The 24,838-nt window shown below is 37.4% G+C and carries 27 protein-coding genes and 1 tRNA gene; 4 read left to right on the forward strand and 24 right to left on the reverse strand.

Going from position 1 to position 24,838, the window contains the following annotated elements; genetic code table 11:
• Positions 1 to 6: 6 nt before the first annotated feature.
• The 4 genes from alsS to DQM95_RS06070 all read right to left on the reverse strand — a co-directional run bounded on the left by alsS (position 7) and on the right by DQM95_RS06070 (position 4,723).
• A complete protein-coding gene (gene alsS, locus DQM95_RS06055) occupies positions 7 to 1,683 on the reverse strand; it encodes an acetolactate synthase AlsS (protein ID WP_037591963.1) in 1,677 nt (558 codons plus the stop codon).
• 107 nt (positions 1,684 to 1,790) lie between these two features.
• A complete protein-coding gene (locus tag DQM95_RS06060) occupies positions 1,791 to 3,032 on the reverse strand; it encodes a tetratricopeptide repeat protein (protein WP_037591962.1) in 1,242 nt (413 codons plus the stop codon).
• Positions 3,022 to 4,203: an AI-2E family transporter gene (locus DQM95_RS06065; RefSeq protein ID WP_012658602.1), complete on the reverse strand. Its 1,182-nt coding sequence runs from the start codon at positions 4,201 to 4,203 to the stop codon at positions 3,022 to 3,024. Before DQM95_RS06065 ends, DQM95_RS06060 begins: the two co-directional genes overlap by 11 nt.
• Positions 4,204 to 4,240: 37 nt before the next feature.
• Positions 4,241 to 4,723, reverse strand: a complete 483-nt coding sequence (locus DQM95_RS06070; RefSeq protein WP_012658603.1) for an NUDIX hydrolase — start codon at positions 4,721 to 4,723, stop codon at positions 4,241 to 4,243.
• Positions 4,724 to 4,805: 82 nt separating this feature from the next.
• Between DQM95_RS06070 and DQM95_RS06075 the strand changes: the two genes are divergently transcribed.
• On the forward strand, positions 4,806 to 5,813 hold the full coding sequence (locus DQM95_RS06075; RefSeq protein WP_111685971.1) for a lactonase family protein: 1,008 nt from the start codon (positions 4,806 to 4,808) through the stop codon (positions 5,811 to 5,813).
• A gap of 60 nt (positions 5,814 to 5,873) precedes the next feature.
• The gene (locus DQM95_RS06080; protein WP_012658605.1) at positions 5,874 to 6,065 is read left to right on the forward strand and encodes a hypothetical protein; all 192 of its coding nucleotides are present in this window, start codon (positions 5,874 to 5,876) and stop codon (positions 6,063 to 6,065) included.
• A gap of 69 nt (positions 6,066 to 6,134) precedes the next feature.
• Here the strand turns inward: DQM95_RS06080 and DQM95_RS06085 are convergent.
• The 17 genes from DQM95_RS06085 to miaA all read right to left on the reverse strand — a co-directional run bounded on the left by DQM95_RS06085 (position 6,135) and on the right by miaA (position 21,171).
• Positions 6,135 to 6,207 (reverse strand) — tRNA-Thr (locus tag DQM95_RS06085).
• A 78-nt stretch (positions 6,208 to 6,285) separates the two neighbouring features.
• The gene (rfbB, locus tag DQM95_RS06090; RefSeq protein ID WP_012658606.1) at positions 6,286 to 7,332 is read right to left on the reverse strand and encodes a dTDP-glucose 4,6-dehydratase; all 1,047 of its coding nucleotides are present in this window, start codon (positions 7,330 to 7,332) and stop codon (positions 6,286 to 6,288) included.
• A gap of 46 nt (positions 7,333 to 7,378) precedes the next feature.
• On the reverse strand, positions 7,379 to 7,972 hold the full coding sequence (locus DQM95_RS06095; protein WP_037591959.1) for a dTDP-4-dehydrorhamnose 3,5-epimerase family protein: 594 nt from the start codon (positions 7,970 to 7,972) through the stop codon (positions 7,379 to 7,381).
• On the reverse strand, positions 7,972 to 8,841 hold the full coding sequence (gene rfbA, locus DQM95_RS06100) for a glucose-1-phosphate thymidylyltransferase RfbA (RefSeq protein WP_037591956.1): 870 nt from the start codon (positions 8,839 to 8,841) through the stop codon (positions 7,972 to 7,974). Before rfbA ends, DQM95_RS06095 begins: the two co-directional genes overlap by 1 nt.
• A gap of 56 nt (positions 8,842 to 8,897) precedes the next feature.
• Positions 8,898 to 9,998 (reverse strand): NAD(P)/FAD-dependent oxidoreductase, encoded by a 1,101-nt coding sequence (locus tag DQM95_RS06105; protein WP_037591955.1) that lies wholly within the window; start codon positions 9,996 to 9,998, stop codon positions 8,898 to 8,900.
• A 10-nt stretch (positions 9,999 to 10,008) separates the two neighbouring features.
• Positions 10,009 to 10,830 (reverse strand): ZIP family metal transporter, encoded by an 822-nt coding sequence (locus tag DQM95_RS06110; RefSeq protein ID WP_037591952.1) that lies wholly within the window; start codon positions 10,828 to 10,830, stop codon positions 10,009 to 10,011.
• A gap of 12 nt (positions 10,831 to 10,842) precedes the next feature.
• The gene (locus DQM95_RS06115; RefSeq protein WP_012658611.1) at positions 10,843 to 11,631 is read right to left on the reverse strand and encodes a Nif3-like dinuclear metal center hexameric protein; all 789 of its coding nucleotides are present in this window, start codon (positions 11,629 to 11,631) and stop codon (positions 10,843 to 10,845) included.
• Positions 11,621 to 12,307, reverse strand: coding sequence for a tRNA (adenine(22)-N(1))-methyltransferase (locus tag DQM95_RS06120; RefSeq protein WP_037591949.1), 687 nt, complete (start codon positions 12,305 to 12,307; stop codon positions 11,621 to 11,623). The genes DQM95_RS06115 and DQM95_RS06120 overlap by 11 nt, the downstream gene beginning before the upstream one ends.
• A gap of 66 nt (positions 12,308 to 12,373) precedes the next feature.
• Positions 12,374 to 13,030, reverse strand: coding sequence for an endonuclease III (nth, locus tag DQM95_RS06125; protein ID WP_037591947.1), 657 nt, complete (start codon positions 13,028 to 13,030; stop codon positions 12,374 to 12,376).
• Positions 13,030 to 13,710 (reverse strand): DnaD domain-containing protein, encoded by a 681-nt coding sequence (locus DQM95_RS06130; protein WP_037591945.1) that lies wholly within the window; start codon positions 13,708 to 13,710, stop codon positions 13,030 to 13,032. The genes nth and DQM95_RS06130 overlap by 1 nt, the downstream gene beginning before the upstream one ends.
• Positions 13,711 to 13,766: 56 nt before the next feature.
• Positions 13,767 to 14,285: an adenine phosphoribosyltransferase gene (locus DQM95_RS06135; protein ID WP_012658615.1), complete on the reverse strand. Its 519-nt coding sequence runs from the start codon at positions 14,283 to 14,285 to the stop codon at positions 13,767 to 13,769.
• A 104-nt stretch (positions 14,286 to 14,389) separates the two neighbouring features.
• Positions 14,390 to 16,621, reverse strand: coding sequence for a single-stranded-DNA-specific exonuclease RecJ (gene recJ, locus DQM95_RS06140; RefSeq protein ID WP_111685972.1), 2,232 nt, complete (start codon positions 16,619 to 16,621; stop codon positions 14,390 to 14,392).
• A complete protein-coding gene (locus DQM95_RS06145) occupies positions 16,618 to 17,382 on the reverse strand; it encodes an SDR family NAD(P)-dependent oxidoreductase (RefSeq protein ID WP_012658617.1) in 765 nt (254 codons plus the stop codon). Before DQM95_RS06145 ends, recJ begins: the two co-directional genes overlap by 4 nt.
• On the reverse strand, positions 17,382 to 18,311 hold the full coding sequence (gene rnz / locus DQM95_RS06150) for a ribonuclease Z (RefSeq protein ID WP_012658618.1): 930 nt from the start codon (positions 18,309 to 18,311) through the stop codon (positions 17,382 to 17,384). Before rnz ends, DQM95_RS06145 begins: the two co-directional genes overlap by 1 nt.
• 18 nt (positions 18,312 to 18,329) lie before the next feature.
• On the reverse strand, positions 18,330 to 18,962 hold the full coding sequence (locus tag DQM95_RS06155; protein WP_037591943.1) for a cystathionine beta-lyase: 633 nt from the start codon (positions 18,960 to 18,962) through the stop codon (positions 18,330 to 18,332).
• A complete protein-coding gene (gene hflX, locus DQM95_RS06160) occupies positions 18,955 to 20,193 on the reverse strand; it encodes a GTPase HflX (RefSeq protein ID WP_012658620.1) in 1,239 nt (412 codons plus the stop codon). The genes DQM95_RS06155 and hflX overlap by 8 nt, the downstream gene beginning before the upstream one ends.
• Positions 20,194 to 20,265: 72 nt before the next feature.
• Positions 20,266 to 21,171: a tRNA (adenosine(37)-N6)-dimethylallyltransferase MiaA gene (miaA, locus tag DQM95_RS06165; RefSeq protein WP_037592493.1), complete on the reverse strand. Its 906-nt coding sequence runs from the start codon at positions 21,169 to 21,171 to the stop codon at positions 20,266 to 20,268.
• 132 nt (positions 21,172 to 21,303) lie between these two features.
• On the opposite strand from miaA, the gene DQM95_RS06170 reads away from it, so the two are divergent.
• Positions 21,304 to 21,480 carry a DUF3042 family protein gene (locus tag DQM95_RS06170; protein ID WP_012658622.1) on the forward strand — a complete coding sequence of 59 codons (177 nt, stop codon included), beginning with the start codon at positions 21,304 to 21,306 and terminating at the stop codon, positions 21,478 to 21,480.
• A gap of 25 nt (positions 21,481 to 21,505) precedes the next feature.
• Here the strand turns inward: DQM95_RS06170 and DQM95_RS06175 are convergent, their stop codons facing one another.
• From DQM95_RS06175 to trhO, 3 genes are all read right to left on the reverse strand, one after another.
• Entirely contained in the window at positions 21,506 to 22,417 is a 912-nt protein-coding gene (locus tag DQM95_RS06175; protein ID WP_037591938.1) for a TDT family transporter, read from the reverse strand.
• A gap of 10 nt (positions 22,418 to 22,427) precedes the next feature.
• Positions 22,428 to 23,231, reverse strand: a complete 804-nt coding sequence (locus DQM95_RS06180; protein ID WP_037591936.1) for a cation transporter — start codon at positions 23,229 to 23,231, stop codon at positions 22,428 to 22,430.
• A gap of 85 nt (positions 23,232 to 23,316) precedes the next feature.
• Positions 23,317 to 24,303, reverse strand: a complete 987-nt coding sequence (trhO, locus tag DQM95_RS06185) for an oxygen-dependent tRNA uridine(34) hydroxylase TrhO (RefSeq protein WP_037591933.1) — start codon at positions 24,301 to 24,303, stop codon at positions 23,317 to 23,319.
• A gap of 200 nt (positions 24,304 to 24,503) precedes the next feature.
• Between trhO and DQM95_RS06190 the strand changes: the two genes are divergently transcribed.
• Positions 24,504 to 24,809, forward strand: coding sequence for a hypothetical protein (locus tag DQM95_RS06190; protein ID WP_012658626.1), 306 nt, complete (start codon positions 24,504 to 24,506; stop codon positions 24,807 to 24,809).
• Positions 24,810 to 24,838: the final 29 nt, after the last annotated feature.

Raw genomic sequence — 24,838 nt, forward strand, 5'->3', positions numbered from 1 at the left:
ACCTTCTTAATAAAATTCGTCTGGTAAAATCGTCTCGCCAAGACGACCATTATCTTTGTAATCAATTGGGATATCAATTAATACTGGCCCGTTTGCTGATTCTTTGATGGCTTGTTCTAAAGTCTCTTTGAAACTTTCTTTGCTATCAACACGGTAACCTTTTGCTCCAAAAGCCTCTGCGTATTTAACAAAATCAACATCACCCAATTGAACGCCAGCTGAACGACCATACTTCATTTCTTCTTGGAATTCTACCATGTTGTAACGGCCATCATTCCAGATCATGTGAACAATTGGTAATTTCAAACGAACCGCTACTTCTAATTCTTGTGCAGAGAAGAGGAAGCCACCATCACCTGATACAGAAAGCACTGTTTTGTTAGGTCTCACTAAGGCTGCAGAAATAGCCCATGGTAAAGCAACACCTAATGTCTGCATACCATTTGAGAAAAGCAAATGACGAGCTTCGTAGGATTTAAAATAACGGGCCATCCAAATATAGTGGCTACCGACATCAACTGTCACAGTCATATCATCTTTTGCTTGATCTTGAAGAATATCAATAACATCTAATGGATGCACAAGTCCTTCTTTTGATTGACGATCAAATTTAATATCACCATCTAAGTTTTTCTTCAAATTTTGAAGGTATTCAACTGATCCTTGAGGTAGAGCATAGCCATTGACAGCTGGAAGCAATAAATCAATGGTATCAGCAATATTACCAATCAATTCTCTTTCTGGTTGGAAGTAAGTATCAATTTCAGCTTGTGCCACATCAATAACGATGACACGGGCTGAAATTTCAGCATTCCAGTTGCGTGCCTCATATTCAATTGGATCATAACCAATCGCAATGACCAAATCAGATTTTTTCAATAACATATCGCCAGGTTGATTACGGAAAAGTCCGACACGACCAAAGAAGGTTTCTTCCTCTAACTCACGGGATACAATCCCAGCACCTTGGAAGGTTTCAACAACTGGTAATTTAACAGATTCTAATAATTTACGGATAGAGGCTGTTACTTTCTCATCAGAAGCACCATTTCCTAAAAGTAAAACAGGTAGAACAGCATTACGAATGGCCTGTGCTAGATAATTAATATCTTCCACAGAGGCAGAACCCAACTTGGGAGCAGTTAATGGTTTAATAGCTTTGACGCTGACAGGACTATCAGTCACATCCTGAGGAATGGAAATAAAACTTGCTCCAGGTTTGCCTGATTTGGCACGTCGGTAAGCATTTGCAATCGTTTCAGAAAGTGTATTAGCGTCTTGAACCTCAGCTGAGTACTTCGTAATAGGCTCTAACATAGCCACGTTATTCATGGATTGGTGAGAACGTTTCAATAAATCACTACGCTTAACTTGACCACCAATAGCCAGCACGGGATCTCCTTCAGCTGTTGCTGTAACAAGTCCAGTTGCAAGGTTTGAAATACCAGGTCCACTTGTCGCAATGACAACACCTGGCTTGCCTGTGATTCGACCAATTCCTTGTGCCATGAAAGTTGCGTTTTGTTCATGTCTAGAAACAATCAATTGTGGTCCTTTATCCTCTAAAGTATCAAAGACACGGTCGATTTTAGCTCCAGGAATACCAAAAACATATTTGACATCATGGTTAATTAGACTATCAACAACTAAGTCAGCCCCGTATAATTTTTCTGAATCTGTCATTTTTAACTCCTTATTTCACAATATGAAACTATTATAGCACTTCAAAAATCATAGTTCCTGAAATTGATTTGTGAATATTTTCATTTTTTCTGTAAATTTTCAGGAAGTTAAAAATCACTCTTTAAATCATCTAAGAGTACTTGCATGTTCATATCGTCTGGAACTAAGTTCAAATACGTTTTAGCGACTGATATTGCTTTATCTTTCATTCCAAATAGACGTAACATCCTAAGATAATCTTCAAGGAATTCTGGGTTGTCAGCCAAATCTTTTTCCAAGTCTCGATATAAGCTTAATGCTTGGTCATCTCTTTCTAATTCTTGATAGGCACGGGCGATATTCCATTTGGTTAAAAGATTTTCAATATCATTTTCCTCTAAAGCAATCACATCATGATACCGCTCATTATCTAAATAAAGCGTCGAAAGTCGCATATGGACCTCTTCCAAATCAGTGGCCACTCCTTTTGCCTTAAGTAAATACGATTCAGAGGCCTCCGTATCATGATTTTCAAATGCCAATTGAGAAGCTAATAATAATAACTGACTATCAAACTCATTTTTTCTTAAGGCCTGTTGCACCAGTCTCATAGCTTCCTCAGCTTTGTGTTCTGCATGAAGACTTTGAGCATAAACATATTCATAACCCAAATAATCCGGATTCATGGTTTCTAATTGTTTAAAATAGAGGTTGGCTTTCTGATACTCCTCTTGTTCAAAAAGCAAGGTAGCTAATTCGTAAACCGTATCATCATCATACTCAATGCTATTAGCTTTTTCTAAGAACTCGATGGCAGCCTCAAATTTTCCTAAAGCAGCATAAGCTCGACCAATCCGTTGGTAAGTTGAAACGCCTGTAATAGCTAAAATGTCACGATTATCCAAAGAGGCATATAGATCAATAGCTTCTTTAAAATGATTAAGGGACATCTCGGTCTCAGCAAGTCCAAAAATAATTAAAGGATCCTGACTGATTTTACGAGCTTCTAACAGTTTTTCTCTAGCAACATCTGTCAAACCTTCTAAATCATATAAGTCAGCCATGACCAAAAGTGCATTGACATAATCATCACTTTCAGGTGAAATATGGTCTAAATATAAAAAGGCTTCTTCAATTTGATTATCATCAGCAGCAATTTGTGCTAAATTCAGATATACTTCCGGATAGTCTTCCTTTAATGCCAAATAGATTTCTTTTGCCTGTGGGAAAAAACCAATTGACTCCAAATAGTCTCCTAAAGCCAATAAAGTCTGATCATCATCCGTTTTCAAAGCTTTTTGAAAGTATTTATTGGCATGTTCCAAATCTTGTTGTTCTATTGAAGCAATCATTTTTTCACTATTTAACACGTTCTTTTTTCTCCTTTATGATAATTTTCTTATCAACATACAAATTACTTACCGATTTATACCATTCAAACAATTCTTTAACAATGACTTTGACTGAAGCATAGAAAGGAATAACGAGGAAGACTCCCCAAACACCAAACATAGCACCAGCTGTTAAGAGTAGGAACATAATGGTAATGGGATGAATACTTAATTTATTACCTAAGACTAATGGTGTGACAAAACGCCCTTCAATGGTTTGCTCAATTGTAAAGATAATAAGGACTTTGATTAACATAATAGGACCTTGAACCATAGCCATAATAACAACAGGAATCATAGCTAAGAAACTCCCTAAGTAAGGGACCATATTTAGAAATCCAGCTGCAATACTAAAAGTAATGGAATATTTAAGACCAACTATACTAAACATGATGCCAAACATAAATCCAACAATAATAGCAACGGTCACTTGACCTTGGACATAGCCTGATAGTTGCTGGTTAATATCACCCAAAACACGTGAAATTGGAATTCTTACTTTTGTTGGTAAGACATTAACAAGGCCATCTTTCATCATGCTACTATCTCTTAAGAAATAAAAGAGAATAAAGGGGGAAATAATGATTGAAACTGTAATGCGAGCAATGGCGCTAGCAAAATTACCAGCCCAATTAATGGCATTTTTTGAAAAACTTTCTGCATAATCCAATGCTTTTTGACTAATATTAGTCAGCATATCTTGCAATTCTGCTTTATAGTTGACCAACCATTTGTTTTCGAGCAATTTGGTTGCTTCTTTGTCCATCGTTTCAACATATTTAGGAAGATCTGATATAAATGTGGTCGTCTGATCACTGATCATAGGTATCAATCCTGAAAAAGCCCATATCAAAACACATATAATCAAACCAAAGACAATGACTATTGAAACAGAGCGATTTGGTCCTAATTTTTCAATAAAATCAACTAATGGTTTTGTTAAATAATACAGGATTGTCGAAATGACCAATGGTAGCATTAAAATGGTCAAAAAAGAACCAACTGCTGAAAACAGAAAAGAAATTTTTGTAAAGACAAAAATGGTTAGAAAAACCACTAACAAAATCATCAGACCGACAACAGCCTTATTATTTAAAATCCACTTGTAAAACCAACTTTCCTTCAACTGATCGTTTGTATTTTTTTGCATTAACAATTATCCTCACTTATCTATTCGAAATCTATTTCTATTTTTGATAAAATGTAACCTGTTTTTCGATTAATTCGTTAGCTTGGTTATAGTGAAACTTTGCTGAGAAAAATGGACGGTCTTCCAAAATCCATTTAAAGATTTCATAATCCCCTTCCCAAGTTGGTTTTTCTAAGACTTGTTCATAAGGAACCCACTCTAATGTCCCTTCTCGAGATTCTTCGTTGGAAATCAAGTCACCTGAAAAACCTGTTATTTTAAAAACATAGGTATACCAATCATGTCCTGGCGTAAACTCTGGAAAGGTAATAATGCCTCTAAAATCCATTTTTTCAACGGTTAAATGTGTTTCTTCATAAATTTCACGAATGGCACATTCCTCAGGTGTCTCACCTTCTTCCAATTTACCACCTACTGAGATCCATTTGCCTTCGTGGACGTCATTCTCTTTTTTATTGCGATGCAACAATAAAAGGGACTCTCCGTTATCAATGTAACAAATGGTTGCTAATTTTGTCATACTATTCTCCCTTTTTTCTTTGTATCTATTATACCAATCTAGGAAAAATATGCTATGATAAAATCACTTGGAGGACTTAAGCATGAAAACAAAAGTATATTTCGGTACATATACACATGGAAAATCGGAAGGTATCTATCAGGCAGAATTGGATGAAAACAGTGGTCAACTACATAATCTCCAATTGCTGGTCAAAACAAATAGTCCAACTTATCTTGGTATTTCAAAGGATCTTATCTATTCCGTTCATAAAGATGGTGAGCAAGGAGGCATTGCTGCACACCATAAATCCGGTCAATTAATCAATACTGTTTTATTGGATGGGGCCCCACTTTGCCACTTATTCGTAGATGAAAAAAGATCCCTAGTTTATGGGGCCAATTACCACAAGGGACAAATCACTGTTTACAGAAAAAAAGATGATGGGGCTTTAACTCTAACAGATTTGGTACAACTTGAAGGCAGTGGGCCTCACCCAAACCAAAAAAGTGCCCATGCTCATTTTGTGGGGCTAACCCCTGATCAATATTTAGTGACATGTGATTTGGGAACTGATACAGTAACTAGCTATGATATTAGTGCAGAAGGAAAGCTTAAACCAATTGCAACCTATCATTCTCTGCCAGGAGCTGGCAGTCGTCACTTGGTTTTCCATCCCAAAGAAAAATTGGCTTATCTCCTGTGTGAATTGAATGCCCAAGTTGAAGTCCTTATATACAATGGTTGCGGTCACTTCGAAAGACTTCAGACCATTTCAACACTTCCTGAAAACTTCCAGGGAGACAATGCAACAGCTGCCATTCGTATTTCATCAGATGGCAAATTCCTATATACGAGCAATCGTGGGCATGATTCCATTGCTTCATTTAAAATTCGAAAAGATGGCCAACTCGAAAAATTGGAAATCGTTCCCTGTGGCGGACATATACCAAGAGATTTTAACATCAGTCCAAGCCAGGATTATCTGATCGTTGCCCATCAAGAATCTGACAATGCAAGTGTCTTCAAAAGAGATAAAGAAAATGGGCAATTAAGCCTATTATCAAATGATTTTTACCTTCCAGAATCAATTTGTGTTTTCTTCGACTAAATTGCTTGAATGGTAAGCTATTTTATGGTTTAATGAGGATAGAAAGAGAGAGGTAAAAAAATGAACCCACAAGAATTATTCGACCAAGTTAAAGACCTTATTGCTAACAAAGATTTCGCTGGTGCCAAAGATTTTATTGAAGAACATAAAGGTGATTTAGGTAACTATTTTGAACAAGCTAAATCATTGATTGAAGGTTCTGAAGGTGTTGGTGGCATTATGGACAAAGTTAAAGGTTTGTTCGGAAAATAAAACGTCATAATTATTAAAAAAGGCATCTTTTAAAAAAGATGCCTTTTTGATATGCTTAGTAATCATCTATGCCGATTGCAGGGATCGAACCTGTGACCTACGCGTTACGAGTGCGTTGCTCTACCAACTGAGCTAAATCGGCAAATATCTAACAGAGATATTTTATCACTTTCATCTTATTTGTCAATCTAAAAAAACTCCTGAAAATCAGGAGCTTTCTTTATTTGATAACTTTTTGAGTTTGGGCATATTTAGCTTCAACAGCTTCTTTTTCAGCCTTCCACCAATCTTCATGATCAGTATACCATTTGATGGTTTCTTCTAAACCTTCCTCAAAGTTTGTGAATTCAGGAGTCCATCCTAATTCATCACGCAATTTGCTAGAATCAATGGCATAACGAAGGTCATGACCGGCACGGTCTGTAACGTGGTCATAAGCATCTTTAGGTTGTCCCATTTTTTCTAAAATCAATTCAAGGACTTCTTTATTGTTTTTCTCACCATCTGCACCAATAAGGTAAGTTTCACCAATTTTACCTTTGGTTAAGATTGCCCAAACACCAGTTGAATGGTCATTAGTATGGATCCAGTCACGCACATTTTTCCCTTCACCATAAAGTTTTGGTTTAATACCAGCTAAGATATTCGTAATTTGGCGTGGAATGAATTTTTCAATATGTTGATAAGGACCATAGTTATTTGAACAGTTTGAAATGGTTGCCTTAACGCCAAAAGAGCGAACCCAAGCTTTTACAATTAAGTCTGAAGCTGCTTTTGTTGAAGAATAAGGAGATGATGGGTTGTATTTCGTTTCTGCAGTGAATTTTTCACCCTCACCTTCACCATGACCAGGTAAATCTTCACGAAGAGGAAGATCACCATATACCTCATCCGTTGACACATGATGGAAACGAATATCATACTTACGTGCTGCTTCTAAAAGCGTATAGGTTCCAATAAAGTTGGTGTGAATAAACGGACTTGGATCGTTTAATGAATTATCATTATGACTTTCAGCTGCGTAGTGGACAATAGCATCCGCTTTGGAAGCTAGTTGATCAACTAAAGCTGCATCAGCAATATCACCCACAACAAGTTCAACACGATCACCTAAAATAGAAGCAATGTTTTCTTTGTTACCTGCATATGTTAATTTATCAAGGACCGTTACGTGAACATCAGGATGATTGTTGTAAACATAGTGCACAAAGTTAGAACCAATGAAGCCTGCTCCACCAGTAACAATAATATTTTTAAATTCCGACATGTCTAATATTTCTCCTAAATTTAGAGTAAGACTCTAAATGATATACTTATAAATCTTCTTTTTTAAGGGGTTTCACATCCTTCAAGAAAGGATGGTTTTTATCTGCTTCTGAAACTTCTGCTTCTTCCAAATTTTCCCATGAAATATTCAAACTTGGATCAGCATAATTAACAAAGGCATATTTAGGTTTTAATTCCAGTGCCCAATAATCATTGACAAGGTAACTGTAGGCTACTTTATCAGAAAGAACTTGGAAGCCATTGGCAACACCGCGAGGAACAAAAATTCCTTTCGAAGCATCAATAACAGTTTGATAAACCTGACCAAAACTATCCCCTTCACGAAGATCAACCCAGGTGCCTAACACTTTTCCTTCATCAGCAACTGAGATGTATTTATCCCATGGTTCTGCGTGTAGGCCACGTAAAACATGTTTACGTGAAAAACTAACATTGTTTTGAAGTTTATCTTCAGCGAAAAATGACTCAGGAAATCCTAAAGGAATCATTTTTTCTTTTTGAAAGTTCTCTTTAAACCAGCCACGATTATCACCATGTACAGGGATATCAAACTCAATTAGACCTGGAATAGCATCAATAGGATGAGCGGCTAATTCTTTACCAAAAAAAGTTTCTGACATTAAGCTTCTCCAATCAATCGTAACAAGTATTGACCATATTCATTTTTCTTAAGGGGTTGAGCCAATTCTGAAACTTGTTCTTTAGTAATGTAACCCATACGGTATGCAATTTCTTCAAGGTTAGCTACTTGTGCATTTTGTAGACGTTGTACGGTTTCTATGTATTGTGCCGCTTCAAGAAGGCTTTCATGTGTACCTGTATCAAGCCATGCGAAACCACGACCCATTAATTCAACTGACAGATCGCCACGTTCCAAATAAGCTTTGTTAACATCGGTAATTTCAAGTTCGCCACGTTCTGATGGTTTAATGTTTTTAGCTATCTCAACAACATCATTATCATAGAAATACAAGCCAGTTACCGCAAAATTGGATTTAGGCACTTTTGGTTTTTCTTCAATTGAAATGGCATTCATTTGCTCATCAAACTCAACAACGCCAAAGCGTTCTGGATCTTTTACTTGATAACCAAAAACTGTTGCTCCTGTTTCTTTTGAAGCAGCTTTTTGAAGCATTTTCGTTAGGCCATTTCCATGATAGATATTATCACCTAAAATAAGTGCAACATTATCATCACCAATAAAGTCTTCACCAATAATAAAGGCCTGTGCCAATCCATCTGGACTTGGTTGCTCAGCATATGATAAAGAGATTCCAAATTCACTACCATCACCTAGTAAATCTTTAAAACGCGGAAGATCTTGAGGTGTTGAAATGATTAAAATATCCTTAATCCCTGCTAACATAAGTGTTGATAATGGGTAATAAATCATTGGTTTGTCATAAATTGGCATCAACTGTTTTGAAGCTGCACGTGTTAGTGGATATAGACGAGTCCCTGATCCACCTGCTAGAATAATACCTTTCATTGGTTATCTCCTATTCTTTGATATCTTTAACATTTTACCATTTTTTAGGTGTGATGTCACATATTTCCGTAGCTTATATAGTTTTGGATGGGGTAGTTTTCAAATGGCAAGCGTAATGGGTCCCCCAGTAGCATTGCGACTAGTTCTCTGGCGATGAGTGGTCCTACTGTTAAACCAGACGATCCAAGGCCACTGCTGGCATAGCAATTGCTCATTCCGGGAATTTGACCATAGAATGGCAAGAAATCACTGGTATAGGCTCTAGTTCCAACCCGATAGTCCTTTTCATCACTAGTTGCTAGTTTAGGAAGAAAGGCTCTTCCATCTTTTTCTAACCCTTCTAAAACCGATTGATCTGGGGTCAGATCGTAGCCAAGCTCATTTTCATGACTAGCCCCTATAGACACACGGCCATCTGTAAAGGGAATAATATCAATTTCTCCCTCTGGCATTACCACTGGCAAGTGGTCACTTTCAAAACTTAAAAGACGAAAATCTATGAGCTGCCCTTTTTGTGGCCTAATATCTACTTGATAGCCTAAGGGTTCAAGTATTTCTGGTAACCAAGCACCGGTTGCTAAAAGAACTTTGTCATAAACCTGACCATCAACAAGATATTGCTTGCCTTGTCTTTGAATTGTGACTTTCTTTGTAATGACGGGATATTGTGATGCGGCTATTAATTGTTGGCATAATTTTTTACCATCAACTCTTGCTCCGCCTTCTGCGTAAATAGCCTTTTCACAGCCTTGCAAATGAGGAAAAAAAGCTTGAATCTCACTTTTGGTTAAAAGAGCCAGTTCACCAATCAAAGGAGATTGGCTTTTACGATTTTGTGCAAGCTGATAAAGTTGGTCTAGTTTACTTGGGTCTTTTTTTAATAAAAGAACACCATTACGTGCATAAAAATCGCAAGCAATTCCCATGCACTCTAAATCTTCTATTAGCTCTAGGTAAAAATCGGCCCCTTGACTGGCTAATGCATACCAAGCTTTGTTGCGTCTTTTGGAAAACCAGGGACAAATAATACCTGCTGCAGCTTTCGTAGCCTGTCCTTTACCATAATCAAAGATGGTCACATCTGACATCTGATGTTTTCTCAAATAGAAGGCTGCTGTTGCACCTACTATTCCTGCTCCAATGATTGCAATTTTCACTTCATTCTCCTTATCCTAATGCAACATCCATGACCATCATAATAACAAAACCAAGCATCAATCCCATTGTGGCCAAGTCTGTATTACCGTTTGTTTGAGATTCAGGAATTAATTCTTCGACAACTACAAAAAGCATGGCTCCCGCTGCAAAAGACAAAGCATAAGGTAAAATGGGCAACATCATAATCACTAAGGCAGCGCCAATGACTGCACCAATAGGTTCAACAATGGCAGACATGGACCCCCAATAAAAGGCTTTAAGGCGTGATTTCCCATCGGCTCTAATTGGAATAGAGAGTGCCGCTCCTTCTGGTATATTTTGTAAACCAATTCCAAGTGCGAGACTTAAAGCACCTATCAAAGCTGCTTGTGTCATATTCCCTTGTGATAGTGCACCAAAAGTGACACCAACAGCCAATCCTTCTGGTATATTATGAATAGTGATTGCTAAAAAAAGCAAGGCTGTTTTGGACAATTTTTTATCAGGTTGTATCCCTTCCATTTGTGATAACTCTTTATCCAAATGCAAGTGGGGGACAATAGCGTCGATGGCTCTCAAAAATAAAGCACCAAATGAAAAACCAACTGCTGCTGGTATCCAGGCTAGAGAACCATAATCCGCCTTAGCAAAGTCAATCGAAGGAGCCAATAAGGACCAAAATGATGCCGCTATCATGACTCCAGCGGCAAAGCCCATCATGGTATCTAGCAATTTTCGACTAATTCTTTTGAAAAAAAATACGATAGCGGCTCCAAAAATTGTACAGACCCATGTAAAGAGACCTGCTAAAAAGGCTAAAAAGACTGGATTTTGCTGATGTAACCAGTTCATGAGAAACTCCTACTATAGATGTGAAAATGGGTTGGTTGAAACTTGACTGGCAATAATGTCAATAGACCACTTGTCTTCATTCTTCCATTTTTCTAATAATTGACAGATGTTACTGATAAAAAGCGATTCAATATGATGACCAGGATCAATTGCCAAAAGGCCATCCGTTAGCATTTCTTGAGCAGTATGGTAATAGATATCTCCAGTCACATAGAGATCTGCACCTTTGGCAAGGGCATCTTTATAAAAATCATCGCCACTGCCACCACAAATAGCAACTCGTGATATGCTCGGATTTTGCTTATCATAACGAATTAAACGAACAGCATCTAGAGAAAAAGTGTCTTTCACCTTCAATGCAAAATCTTCCATAGGCATTGGTTCGATATCTCCAACACGACCGATGCCTTGACCTTCCTGTGTTTCAGATAAATATTCTGTATTTTTGATGTCTAAAAGCTGACAGAACCAGTCATTTAAACCATTGTTAACAATATCAATGTTGGTATGACTAACATAAACAGCAATATCATGCTTAACCAGATCCAATAAGATATCACGTTGTGGACTGGAGACCAAATCTTTAATACCTTTAAAAATAGGGGCGTGTTTGGTAATGATTAAATCTACGCCTTTTTCGATGGCTTCAGCCACGGTTTGTTCTCGAACATCTAAAGTGACCATGACCTTCTGAACATCCTGATCAAGATGGCCAATTTGAAGTCCTACCACATCTCCAGACATTGATAATGCCTTAGGACAGTACGCTTCATAGCGTTCAATGACTTGACTAGCTTTCATATTGGATCATCTCCTTTATTGTTTCTATTTTTTGGAGAATGGCTGAGCGGTCATCCTTGTTTTCAAGTGGAACACACGCTAGGGCTTGTTGCCATTTTTCAGACTCACGTTGCCACTTAGCCATAAAGTGGGGTGATTTTTCTTTTGCCAAGAAAGGACCAAAACGACATTCGGTCTCATTGAGTCGCATTTCCCCAGGTTCTACAACTATTATTTCGTAAAATTTGTCGTTTTCATAGACTATTTTTTCAGCAACAATGCGAAGGTTATTCTCACATAACCATTGGCGTAACTCATCTTCACGGTTATTGGGTTGTAAAACAAGTCGGTCAATCTTTTCTAATTTTGATTTGCCAGCTTCTAAAATGTTACTGATCAATCTGCCACCCATACCACAGATAGTAATGACATTGACCTGATCTGAAGCTTCCATAGCATCTAAGCCACTGGCTAAACGCGCCTCAATCTGATCAGCATAGTCTGTTTGCGCGATATTATGTTGGGCTGATTCAAAGGGGCCCTTGACAACTTCACCGGCAATTGCTGCAGTGATTATTTGCTGTTCCAAGAGATAAAGGGGTAAATAGGCATGATCGCTTCCTACATCTAATAATTTAGTCCCTTTTGGAATAAAGGCTGCTACTTCTTGTAAACGGTGTGATAAATTAATTTCCATGTGTCATATCTTTCTAATGGTGTCTTGTTTTATTATAACAAAATCAAGCCTATAAAAAAAGAAAGCTTACGGTTTCAGCTTTCCTTCTTTGTTTTTATAATAAAGACAATAACTTTGAAGTGGGCAAACCTCACATTTAGGATTTTTAGCCAAACAATGGTAACGGCCGAAAAAAATCAAACGATGATGACTGATAACCCAATCCTTTTTAGGAATTTTTTGCATTAAGTCAGCTTCAATTTCTTTAACATCAGCATCTTGCGAGGAAATATTGAGTCGTTTAGCTACTCGAGAGACATGTGTATCTACTGCAATTCCAGGAATAGCATATACTTCTCCAAGCACAACATTTGCCGTTTTTCTACCAACTCCTGGTAAGGTTTCCAATTCTTTGTGCGTTTTGGGCACTTGACCATTGTAATTGTCCACTAAAATTTGAGCTGTTTTGATAATATTTCGAGCCTTGGTTTTGTAAAGACCAATACTTTTTAGGATTAATTCGACATCAGTAAGATTTGCACTCGCCAAATCCTCTAAATTAGGGTATTTTGCCCATAAAAATGGGGTAACTTTGTTAACAGCTTTATCTGTCGTTTGAGCTGACAAGATGACAGCAATTAATAACTGATAGGGTTTTTCCCATTCCAGTTCTCCTTTTGCTTCTGGGAACATGTCAGTAATAATAGCCATTATTTTTTTAAGCCTTACTTTTCCAATCTTCATTAGTCACTCCAAAGATTCATTGCTGAAAGAAAATCATCTGAAAGGGAAACTTGAGACGTATTAGCTTCTTCACGCGCCCTCTTTCTTTCTTCAACTTGATAAAGATTGGTAATGCCTTCTTTACGCCAATTTCTTAAAATGGCTTGAATGTATTTCCAGTTTGTTTTGCCATTAAAAACAGCTTCCTTTAAGGCTTCACGAATCAGGTCGATATCAGTTTTATCCTCTTTAACAGTCTTTTCCAAGTCTTCCAATTCAAAAGGACTGAGAAAACGTCCAAGTTCTCTTTCAAATTCCGAAACAATCTGTTTGAACTGATTTCCTTGATCCTCATCATGAACTGGTTGCTCCTTAGATTGGGTCACCAACTGATCCAATTTTTCTAAAACTGGACTAGCATCAATAATGGTCTCTATTTCATCTCCCACTTTGATGGTTTTGATATCTAAAAGCTCCTGACTGGTTAGACTGGAAATGGAACGATTGACATCAGCTACTGATTTACCGAGTGCGGTAGCAATCTGACTTGGGGCTAGGTCATCTATTCGTGTTGTATTTTGCAAATAGAAAAACTGCCAAACCAGAAAATCGTCTGTATTTGTAAAAATATCTTTAAAATGAAAAAGTAAGGCACTTGGATAAACCAAATTGCCTGACTTGTAGTTTTCAAAAAAGCTCATAATACCTCTACTCTAAGATTTTACAAGGAAAATCTCTTCTTTTTTAGATGAAAGGCTTAGCCAGGGAAGTTCATTAGAACCTTATAATCAATATCACCAAGAGCTTGGCGACCATTTAAACCATCTAGTTCAATAAGGAAGGCACAACCAGCAACAACACCACCAAGCTTTTCAACCATTTCAATAGTGGCTTTGACCGTTCCTCCAGTTGCTAACAAGTCATCTACAATCAAAACGCGTTGGCCTGGTTTAATGGCATCAGAATGCATTGTTAAGGTGTCTAAACCATATTCTTTCTCATAGTCTGCTGAGACAACTTCACGTGGCAATTTACCTGGTTTACGAACTGGTGCAAAACCAATTCCTAATTCCACTGCAACAGGGCATCCAATGATAAATCCACGCGCTTCAGGTCCGACAATCATGTCAATTTCTTTATCAGCAGCGTATTGACAGATTTCACGAATAGCATAGCTATAAGCTTTACCATCAGCCATTAATGGGGAAATGTCACGGAAGGTAATCCCTTCTTTGGGATAATTTTCAATTGATGCAATGTAATGTGTTAAATTCATAATCTTTCTTGTTTCTTTCTAGCAAAAGTTGCTTAATAAAATACTCTTTATTATATCACGAATAATAGCTTTCGTAAATTCTGAAAAAGCAGGGAAGCTCAATCTCAACTGTCTACTTCATTCTCCTTAGCTTTGCTATTTTCCTTGAGAAATTGATAGATTTCTTGTGGTGTTCCTAAGGCCATTATTTCTTGAATTTTAACCAATTCTTTTAGATTTTGATAGATTTGACTGTTTGCTATTGCTTTTTTGCTTGCCCCTTTATTGACAGTCATAACTCCATCTATAATGGTAACAAATTCCAGTTCTTCAAATATTTGAATCATTTTGATTAGTAATATTTTATCAATTTTCAAATAGTTGCTCAGTTCAGTTAGTTTATAACGGACATCAAATTCTGGAAATTGGTAAATGGTTTTATAAAGTCTGGTAAATTGATCCTTTGTCCCATAACCACTTAGGTAATAGGGCTTATCGATGAGATTTTTGAAATAGATAGCTGTGAATTCGCGATCCTTAAAAGCTTCAAATAGACGGTGCGTCTCCTCTGGTATATAATCCAAAACAGCTTCTTTACTGTCATTACTGTCAAATACGGAATGCAGGTGATTTGGAATGTCATATTTCTTTGCCCTAATATCATATAATTGAATTCCCATCACACGCGCATCAATCAGCATTAATTGCAGACTAGTGCATCCATTCCAGACATTGACAGAAAGGGTAACTGCTAATTCTAGTCCTTGACTTTGTTGGAATTCTTGCAAGAGATGACCTTGGTTAAAGGCCAAAACATCTACCTCTGAGGAACCCTTTCTTATTCTAAATTTCAAGTGTTTATTATCAGCGCCCAGGGTCCTAGCTTGAATGACCTGAAAATCTTTCATCAGAAAAATAGGCTGAGGATGATCCATACCAAACGGTGCCAAAAAATTGAGGTTTTTAATGGTTTCAAGGCTTATCTCTTCTAACTGAAGTTCATGATCAATCTTGAGACTATTTTTAACAGTCCAATCTATTTCATTCTCAGTCACATAATGACAAAGGGCCTCAGATAATAAGGGAATATTTTCAACGGGTAAGGTCATTCCGGCTGCACCTTCATGCCCACCGAAAGCTGTTAATAAGTCCTTACTATGGTTTAAAGCCTTAAAAATATTAATAGCTTCAATACTGCGTGCCGAACCCTTGGCGAAACCATTCTCGATAGCTAAAACTAGGACTGTTTGACTCGTTTCCTCCATGATGCGGCCAGCAACAATCCCCAATACTCCAGGATGCCAACCTTCTTTAGCCAAGACTTGAACAGGTTTCTGAGTGTCCACCATGGCGATAGCTTCCTCAAAAATGGTTTGAACCAGAGCTTTCCGCTCTTCATTCTTACCATTAATCATCCTGGCTATGCCTTGCGCCTCTTCCTCATCAAAACCCGTTAACAGTTCAATAGCTGGATTTGGATCATCCAATCGTCCTAAAGCATTTAGTTGAGGGGCTAATTTAAAACCAACCACTTCTTCATCAAAATGGTCAAAGTCCACTTGTGATAAAGCCATTAACTCTTGAAGGCCCACTCGCTCACTTGATTTCAAAACATGAAGCCCATTTTTGACTAAAATCCGATTTTCATCTGTCAAACTGACCATATCAGCAATGGTGCCAATGGCGACTAAATCCAATAATTCGGTAGGAACACCATCAAGCAAAGCCGTAGCTAATTTAAAAGCAACGCCACAACCCGCTAACTTTTTAAAAGGGTAATCTGCATTTGGATGCTCTGGGTGGATAATAGCAAAAGCTTCTGGTAGTTGATTAGGAAGACTATGGTGATCGGTCACAATCACATCAACCCCATTGGCTTGCGCATAAGAAATAGCCTCATGCCCAGAAACACCATTGTCAACTGTCAGAATCAAGGAAACCTTCTCTTGATTCATAAAATATTTATAAACACTCAGATTAGGACCATAGCCATCAGTGAATCGATTTGGGAGATAGACTAAGACTTCTGCCCCTAACATTTCAAGGGTTTCTTTCATAATAGATGCTGATGTCATACCATCAGCATCATAATCACCATAAATCAAAATCTGTTCATAGTTTTCAATAGCTTGACGAATCCTATTAACGGCTTTTTCCATGTCATTGAGCAGAAAAGGATCATGTAAATCAGCTAAATCCGCTCTTAAGAAATGGTCCATAGCTTCTTGACTACTAATACCTCTCTCAAAAAGAATTTGCGCAGACAGTTCAGTTAGTCCATTTTTTTTGGCAAGCTTAAAGAAGCCATCATCTGGCTTCTCTTGCTCTATTTTCCAATCATATTTGGCTTCTATCATTTATAATTGAATACCTTTCTTGCAAGAAAATCAGAAATATGCGGAAAGAGGGTGTAGCATTTGTGGGTCACAGCAAGCGTCAATGGGAGATTGATTTCCCGCTTATTTTTTCCAAAAGAAGCAACAATTTTTTTAGCAACTTGTTGGGGTGATAAGGTGAACTTTTCAACACTTTTCAGGTAGTTACCACTTGGATCCGCTTGATCAAAAAATTGGGTGGCAATAGGTCCAGGATTAACAGTTGTGACAAAGACATGGTGGTCGGCAAGTTCTAAACGTAAAGCATTTGAAAATCCAATCATGGCAAACTTAGTTGCCGAATAGATACTGGATTTGGTAGATGCTATTAATCCAGCCATTGAAACAATATTGATAATATGTCCCTGTTTTCGCCTTTCCATATCCTTGGCCACTAATCTAGCAAAATCAATGGAAGCCAAGGTATTAACCTTAAACATGTCTTCGATTTCAGATCTAGTAAATTCCTGATAAGTCTTAAAAGCCCCAAAGCCGGCATTGTTTATGAGAATATCAATGAACCCATAACGGTTTTGAATGTCCGCTAAGGTCTGTTGAATGGCTTGACCATCTGTGATATCCAAACCAATACATACTTTATGGGGATGATTGACATACATTTCTTCCAGTTTATCTTGATCACGACCAAGTAATATTAAGAAATCTTCTTGGGGCAGTTGATTAATGATAGCTTGCGCTAATCCTCCTGATGCCCCAGTTATTAATATTGTGCGTTGTGACATTATATTGTTACTTCCTCTAGATCTTTGACAATTTTAACATTTTCAAACAGGCTAGCCGCATCTTTTTCCATTTGACGACAATCACGACTCAAAAATCGTGCTGACACATGATTTAAGAGTAGACGTTTTACATTGGCATCTTTTGCAATTTGTGCTGCTTGCATATTTGTAGAATGACCATGATTTCTAGCAATTCGGTCATCACCTTTCCCATAGGTGGATTCATGAACTAAAACATCTGCATTTAACGCCAAGCGTTGGCTAGCAGGTGTTTTTCGAGTATCTCCAAGAATGGTAATGACCTTCCCTTTTTTAGGCTCAGAAATATAATCTTTTGCAAGTATCTGGCGACCATCATCTAAAACAATGTCTTGCCCATTCTTAATTTTCCCAAATAGGGGACCGAAAGGAACTCCAGCTTTCTTTAAAGCCTCTGCGTCCAAGGTTCCCTCTAAATCTTTTTGGACGACTCGATAACCCATACAAAAAATGGTATGCGCTAGCTTTTCGGCATAGACAAGAAATTTATCCGTTTCCATGATTTTACCCATATCTTTGTCCGTAAATTCATGAAAATGGATTTTATATGGCAAACGTGTCCCAGAAATGGCTAAACTATTTTGGACAAAGGATTTAATACCCAAGGGGCCAAATATTTCAATATCTGTCTGCTCTTCACTGGCTTGAAAGGCACGACTTGAAAGAAAACCAGGCAAACCAAAGATATGATCCCCATGTAAATGGGTAATAAAAATTTTTTGAATTTTACGAGGTTTGATGCTTGTCTCTAAAATCTGTCTTTGTGTTCCTTCTCCGCAATCAAACATCCAGACTTCGTTAATTTCGTCTAATAGTTTCAAAACAAGGCTAGAGACATTGCGCTGTTTTGCTGGCTGTCCCGCACCTGTTCCTAAAAATTGTAATTCCATTGGTCTTATCTGTTCCTTCTAATTCACTTGATAGATGATACATTCTCTTTGGTGAAACTGATAATAGCTTTTTCCAGGGTAGTTTTTGGCAAGTTGTGATACTTCGTCAGCATTATATCCCTTTATAAGCGTTAAATTGTCTCCAACAAAGACACGGCTTAAGAGTACTTCAGGCAGATTAAGTTCTTTAAGATTATCATCATTAAAGGTCAATTCCTGCATTTTGATAGTGTTTTCTTCTTGGTAAATGACATAATGGGGAAAAATTTCTGCTAACTGAAAAAGGAGAGTTTCATTAGTTGTCGTCTCTTTTTCAGCAAAAACCCTAGCAATTTCCTGTCCTTTTTCATAGGAAAAACCATAGGATTCTCCAGCTAAATTCAAGCGAACAAAGGGTTTAAACTCCTTAAAGGAGGGTTGATCCTGATAAAGTTCTAAAGCCTGTGTTAGCTGAAAATAATAATCTGTAGCAGCTTTCGGTCCTTGTTTTTGATACATCTCTGCAAAATAAGCATTGATAACACTTGGTGGAGGCGTGATTACTTTTAATTTTTGATCATGTGTCAAACCTGTCAAAAGAACATTGAGGTATTGACTATCTAAGGTGGTAAAACCTCCATAGGTCTTTGCTAAATTGATGTAATCAATCATATAATTCTTCTAATCTCCATCTGTTTTTTGGGGCAATATAACCCGAAATCATTTCGTATTCCTCTTCAAAATCATAAGGCTCAAGCAAGGCAACTTTGTTTAAATCAAAGAGTTTGTAGGCTTTATCTTGATGCACATTAATACTAAATGGCTCTAAAATATCTCTGATTTGATCAACAATGATACGCCGTAAAAGATTACGGCTTCCTTTTTCTTTAGCAGAAAGCCTTACGTTTGGAAAAGCTGTCGCTGTTAGATGATTGGTCTGATCCATTTTATTGTAAATAGCTAATCGAGGAATGTCTAACATCTCTAAATCTTTTAAAATATCAAGAACCACTTTTTCGTGTTCAGAATGATTTGGATCACTCGCATCAATAACATGTAAGAGTAAGTCAACGTGTCGACTCTCTTCTAATGTCGATTTAAAAGCTGCTACCAATTCTGTTGGTAAATCTTGAATAAAACCAACAGTATCCGTTAAAGTTGCCTGGAACTGGTTTTGTAAATAGATTTGTTTAGTAGTGGCATCAAGTGTTGCAAACAATTCATTAGCTTCATACTGCTTATCATCTGTTAGAACATTCATAATGGTTGATTTACCAGCATTAGTGTATCCAATTAAGCCAATTTTAAAGGTATCAGAAGCAATTCTTTTATCTCTAATGGTTTGACGGTTTTTTTCAACCAAGGCCAGCTGTCTTTCAATATCAGAAATTTGATGCCGAATAGACCGTCTATTTAATTCCAACTGACTTTCACCAGGTCCTCTACTCCCGATCCCGCCCGCTTGACGACTGAGCATGATCCCCTGTCCCACTAATCGTGGCAGCATGTATTTGAGTTGCGCTAGATGGACCTGTAATTTACCCTCATGACTCCTAGCCCTCATGGCAAATATATCTAAAATTAACTGCATGCGGTCAATGACTTTCACTTCCAGTGCAGCTTCTAAATTAGAATTTTGCCGCGGTGTGAGACGATTATTGACAATAACAGTATCCACTTCCTCAGCTTCTACCATTGCTTTTAATTCTTCTAACTTTCCAGATCCAATAAAGGTTTTACTGTCATATTTTTCACGCTTTTGAGTATAGGAGCCGACAACTTCCGCACCAGCTGTTTTGGCTAAACTAGCTAATTCTTCCATAGACATGTCGACATTTTCTGTTTTTTGAAGAGCTACCCCTAACAGAATGACCCGTTCTTGTTTGACATTTGTTTCTGTCATTACCATTGCTCTTTCCTCCAAATTCCGTAATCTCTATTATAACATAATTTCTGAAGCTAATAGGAGGAAAAGCTAGTCATCTTGAGCCTTATTTTCCAGAAATATCTTGATATCATTTATGATTCTTATGGGATAGGATTCTTCACTAATAGGATAGAAGGTTACATCCATTCGGTTACGAAACCAAGTTAATTGTCTCTTAGCAAAGCGTCGCGTATTTTGTTTCAAGTTTTGACTAGCTTCTTCAAGAGAGATTTCTCCCTCAAAATAAGGAAAAAGTTCCTTATAACCAATCCCACGACTAGCCTGGACCTGAGGATAATGTTCATAGAGCCACTTTGCTTCTTCAATGAGACCCATTTCTAGCATTTGGTCTACCCGTTGATTAATACGTTCATAAATGTAAGAACGGTCATCATTTAATCCAATGAGCATGAATTCGTAAGGAAATTCCTGATTCTGCAGATCTTTACCAAAACGGTCTAACTCTATGGCTCGTATAGCTCGCCTTCTTGTCCATTCCTTTAGGGAAATGTTTTTTTCAGCCATTAAATCAAGTAATGCCTCATCAGATAATGATTCAAGCTCTTGACGATAAGCTAATAGAGCGCTTTGATCCAGGTTTCCACCTAAATGATAGCCCTCTAATAGACTTTGGATATAAAGACCTGTGCCACCTACAATGATTGGAATTTTCCCTCTTGAAAGGATGTCTTTAATAGCCTCTAGAGCATCCTGAACAAAATCAAAAGCCGAATAGTTTTGGGTTACATCTCTGATATCAATAAGATGGTGTACCGCACTTTCTTGTTCTTCTTGGCTAGCCTTTGCAGTACCAATGTCTAAATGGCGGTAGACCTGCTGACTATCTCCAGAAATAATCTCTCCATTAAAGGCTTGAGCCACTTGGATCCCCAAAGCTGTTTTACCAACTGCAGTGGGTCCGACAATTACAATAATTTTTTCTTTTTTTGTCATTTCAAACTTTCTGATGAAAAAGCCTGCTAAAAACATCTTTTTCTTGATATTTAACCTTTTTTTCGTTACCATATATTATAACATAAGACTTGGCCTAATTTTTAGGGCTAAAGTTAGAAACGGAGAAAGATTATGTCAAAAAATTATTCATTTATTAAAGGGTTAGCAACAGGAGTTGTGGCTACCGCTGCAACAGTCGCTGGTGCTGTCTTTGCGGTTAAAAAAACCATCATCGACCCTGAAGAAGAAAAAATGGCTTTTGTTGAAGAAAATCGCAAAAAAGCTGCACGTCGTCGTGTTGCTCGTTAATCATTGTTTTACAAAAGAAGTAAGCCTATTGGCTTACTTCTTTTTTGCATAAATAAATGAGATAGGTCACTAGGACATAGGCAACTAATCCAGTTGCAATCAGAACTTCTATCGTCACTAGCAAACCGAGCATCTTTTCCAATCGGCAATAATGAACCGCCATTCTTAAGGAGGTTGCACTAATGACAAAGGGGAATGTGAAGGCTGAAAATCCTGGATTGAAAGGACGATTGAGTAGTTTGGGGAGCTGAACCAAAACAAAAAAATAGACAGCTTGGGAAATGACCATCAATAAGATGACAAGTAAGGGATTTGGAGTAGCGAAAGTCACCAAATACCCAGCTAATAAGAGAGATAATGGGGCACAAAAGGTCGAAATGTTTGGGAGATTTGCTTCGGGTAGGCCTATGTGATAGGTCTTTTTGTAAATGACTGGAAAAATAAGAAAGGTTGCTGAAAGACAAAGCCAAAAAACGCATTGTCCAAGAAAGTAGGCACCAGAGGTAGGGGCTGTTAAGGCCGTCATGGCTATGCCGACAAACAAGACCGTCCAGGATGGAAAGACATTATCCCAAGAAAAAGCAAGAACAAAACGGAGGATGTAATAAGTCATCAAGACCAAATCCCCAATGCATCCAAACCACCAAAGGACTTGGCCAGGGCCTTTCAAATGATAGTGAACCAATTGGCTAGCTAAGAGCATAGTCACCATGAAAAAGGTGGGGAATACAGAAGCGACTAAAGGTGACTTTAATTGTTTCATCGCTATTTCTTTATTCCTTACAATTCCATAAATTAGTAAGCCATATAAGCATAGTGCAATTGCCATCAGTGGTAATTTGACATGATTATTATAATTCGAAAGGAGATTTGCTAAAGCGACTAGCCCTAGGATTAATCCTGATAAAACTAATGGTGGTTTCTGAAAATGATACATATAGACCTTCTTACTTTGAAATGCTTAAAATCTTGAAAGCCCCTTTGAGGACAATGGCAAAAACAATGGTACCAATAAGAAGATCTGGTATTGGGGAATGGAGCAAATGCACGAGAACAGTACTTACAATTAATCCAAGATTTATAACAATGTCATTGGAGGTGAAGATTTTGCTTGCTTTCATATGGACTTCTTCTTGATTGGTTTTTGCTAAAAAAAGATAGGAAACAAGGTTAGCTGCTAAAGCTAAAATGGCAACAAAAAGCATGCCATAACTGTTTGGTACATAATCATGGTTAATAACTCGGAAAATCACTTGGCTAAAACCAATGGTTGCAAGAAACATTTGCAAATAGCCTGCTAAGGAGGCAACTCTTTTTTTATTTTTGAATGGTTTTCCAATGGATAACAAGGCTAATAAATAGACAAAACTATCTGCCAACATATCCAATCCATCTGCCGACAAGCCAACTGATTTAAAGAGATAACCTGATAACACTTCAATGATAAAAAATGTCAGATTAATAAGAAGGACTTGTCCTAAAATAACCCCTTGGATTTCTTGATTGCCTGATGAAAAACTATCTTCATTTATCTCTTTGTCACTCACCAAGTGTGCATCGAGGTTTAAGGTATCAATGGCAGAAAATAATGCCTGAGAATCTTCCTCATGAATTATCTTAGCTTGCCTTTTGTCAAAATCCACTGTCATGAGATCAACCTTTTTGAAATCTGATAAAGCCATTCTTACGAGTTGTTCCTCACTTGGGCAATCCATTTTGTTTATTTGAAAAATTGATTCTATTTTCGCCACACAACCACTTCTTTCTTAGTATTGTAGACAATATTATAGCATATTTGAAAACAAAAAAAATCTAGATATAAAATCTAGATTTCTATTAAACAGTTTCTACTTGTGGAAGTGTTTCACCTATGGCTTCAAGTCTAGCTGCCCATTCTTGACGGCTCAAACCATTTTCTGAGACATAACGATTTCTCTCATGGGCACGGCATTCTGGTGAGCATCCACGCACATATTTAGCTTCATTTTCTTCAGAAGCAAAGATTTGTTTATTACAGAATGGATTAGCACAATTGACATATCGTTCACATGGCCTACCATCAAAGTGGTCTTTAGCGATGACTGTTGGATCAACGTGGTTAATTGGTACTGAAATTCTTTCATCAAAAACGTACATAGCGCCATCCCAAAGTTCGCCTTGCACTTCAGGATCTTTACCGTATGTTGCAATACCACCATGAAGTTGACCAACATCTTTAAAGCCTTCACGAACCATCCAACCAGAGAATTTTTCACAACGAACACCACCAGTACAGTAAACAACAACACGTTTTTCCATGAACTTGTCTTTGTTATCACGTACCCATTGTGGTAACTCTCTAAAGTTACGAATATCTGGGCGAACAGCTCCTCTGAAATGACCTAAATCATATTCATAGTCATTACGGGTATCCAGGACAATAGTGTCTTCATCCAAGAGCGCTTCTTTGAATTCTTTAGGATTAAGGTATTGACCTGTAACTTCTAAAGGATTAATATCTTCATCAAATTGATTATCCTCTAGACCTAGGTGAACAATTTCTTTTTTGTAGCGAACAAACATTTTCTTGAAAGCTTGTTCTTCTTCTTCATCCATTTTAAACCAAAGGTCTGAGAAACGTTCATCACTATGAACCCAATCCATATATTTTTGAGTTGTTTCATAGTCACCTGAAACTGTTCCGTTAATCCCCTCATCAGCAATAATAATACGACCTTTTAGTCCTATTGATTTACAAAACTCTAAATGTTTTGCTGCGTATGCTTGGGCATCTTCGATGGGAACATATTTATAATAGAGTAAGACTCTGATTTTTTCTGACATACTATCTCCTATACTAACAAAAGTTTTACATTCTATTATAACCGTATCTGCTTTCGAGAAGCAAAATATTAGCTTGACCACTTTTTCACAAAATCCAAAATAATTGACGTCTTCTCCAATTTGTGACAAAATGACATTAAGAAAGGGATTTCATTTCGAGAATGACTTCCAAATACCTTTCATTTTAAAAGGAGAAACTCATGACCTACGAACTTTGTTTAGAATATGGAACTTATCCCTTAACCGTCAAAGACCCTTTTTTAGGACAAGATCAAGAATTGCCTGACGTTTTTCAAAAAGATCAAAAACTCGTAGACATGCTGGATCTTATCAATGATTTATTTCATGAATTGTTCCTAACCATTGAGTGTCAGTTCCACTATATTGGGCATGAATTTCCAGAAAAAAGAGCGAAGATTGCCAGTCTCTATCAGGAAATTGTTGAATACTTGAAAGAACATTTCTCTGATCAAGACATCATTTTCCATTCACTCTTAATACACTAAGGATGACATATAGACAAAAAAATCAGGAA

The sequence above is a fragment of the Streptococcus uberis genome, from assembly GCF_900475595.1.
GTDB classification, from domain to species: Bacteria; Bacillota; Bacilli; order Lactobacillales; family Streptococcaceae; genus Streptococcus; species Streptococcus uberis.

Coding starts and splice junctions, on each gene's coding strand:
- nth (WP_037591947.1), bottom strand. CDS start 13,030: ATGAAGATTGGAAAAGTAAGGCTTAAAAAAATAATGGCTATTATTACT.
- DQM95_RS06175 (WP_037591938.1), bottom strand. CDS start 22,417: ATGTATCATTTTCAGAAACCACCATTAGTTTTATCAGGATTAATCCTA.
- DQM95_RS06130 (WP_037591945.1), bottom strand. CDS start 13,710: ATGAGCTTTTTTGAAAACTACAAGTCAGGCAATTTGGTTTATCCAAGT.
- DQM95_RS06120 (WP_037591949.1), bottom strand. CDS start 12,307: ATGGAAATTAATTTATCACACCGTTTACAAGAAGTAGCAGCCTTTATT.
- DQM95_RS06145 (WP_012658617.1), bottom strand. CDS start 17,382: ATGTCACAACGCACAATATTAATAACTGGGGCATCAGGAGGATTAGCG.
- alsS (WP_037591963.1), bottom strand. CDS start 1,683: ATGACAGATTCAGAAAAATTATACGGGGCTGACTTAGTTGTTGATAGT.
- rfbA (WP_037591956.1), bottom strand. CDS start 8,841: ATGAAAGGTATTATTCTAGCAGGTGGATCAGGGACTCGTCTATATCCA.
- DQM95_RS06115 (WP_012658611.1), bottom strand. CDS start 11,631: ATGAAAGCTAGTCAAGTCATTGAACGCTATGAAGCGTACTGTCCTAAG.
- recJ (WP_111685972.1), bottom strand. CDS start 16,621: ATGATAGAAGCCAAATATGATTGGAAAATAGAGCAAGAGAAGCCAGAT.
- DQM95_RS06070 (WP_012658603.1), bottom strand. CDS start 4,723: ATGACAAAATTAGCAACCATTTGTTACATTGATAACGGAGAGTCCCTT.
- DQM95_RS06095 (WP_037591959.1), bottom strand. CDS start 7,972: ATGTCAGAAACTTTTTTTGGTAAAGAATTAGCCGCTCATCCTATTGAT.
- rfbB (WP_012658606.1), bottom strand. CDS start 7,332: ATGTCGGAATTTAAAAATATTATTGTTACTGGTGGAGCAGGCTTCATT.
- trhO (WP_037591933.1), bottom strand. CDS start 24,303: ATGTCAGAAAAAATCAGAGTCTTACTCTATTATAAATATGTTCCCATC.
- DQM95_RS06155 (WP_037591943.1), bottom strand. CDS start 18,962: ATGATTGATTACATCAATTTAGCAAAGACCTATGGAGGTTTTACCACC.
- DQM95_RS06190 (WP_012658626.1), top strand. CDS start 24,504: ATGACCTACGAACTTTGTTTAGAATATGGAACTTATCCCTTAACCGTC.
- DQM95_RS06170 (WP_012658622.1), top strand. CDS start 21,304: ATGTCAAAAAATTATTCATTTATTAAAGGGTTAGCAACAGGAGTTGTG.
- DQM95_RS06135 (WP_012658615.1), bottom strand. CDS start 14,285: ATGAATTTAACACATTACATTGCATCAATTGAAAATTATCCCAAAGAA.
- DQM95_RS06080 (WP_012658605.1), top strand. CDS start 5,874: ATGAACCCACAAGAATTATTCGACCAAGTTAAAGACCTTATTGCTAAC.
- DQM95_RS06075 (WP_111685971.1), top strand. CDS start 4,806: ATGAAAACAAAAGTATATTTCGGTACATATACACATGGAAAATCGGAA.
- rnz (WP_012658618.1), bottom strand. CDS start 18,311: ATGGAATTACAATTTTTAGGAACAGGTGCGGGACAGCCAGCAAAACAG.
- miaA (WP_037592493.1), bottom strand. CDS start 21,171: ATGACAAAAAAAGAAAAAATTATTGTAATTGTCGGACCCACTGCAGTT.
- DQM95_RS06110 (WP_037591952.1), bottom strand. CDS start 10,830: ATGAACTGGTTACATCAGCAAAATCCAGTCTTTTTAGCCTTTTTAGCA.
- hflX (WP_012658620.1), bottom strand. CDS start 20,193: ATGACAGAAACAAATGTCAAACAAGAACGGGTCATTCTGTTAGGGGTA.
- DQM95_RS06065 (WP_012658602.1), bottom strand. CDS start 4,203: ATGCAAAAAAATACAAACGATCAGTTGAAGGAAAGTTGGTTTTACAAG.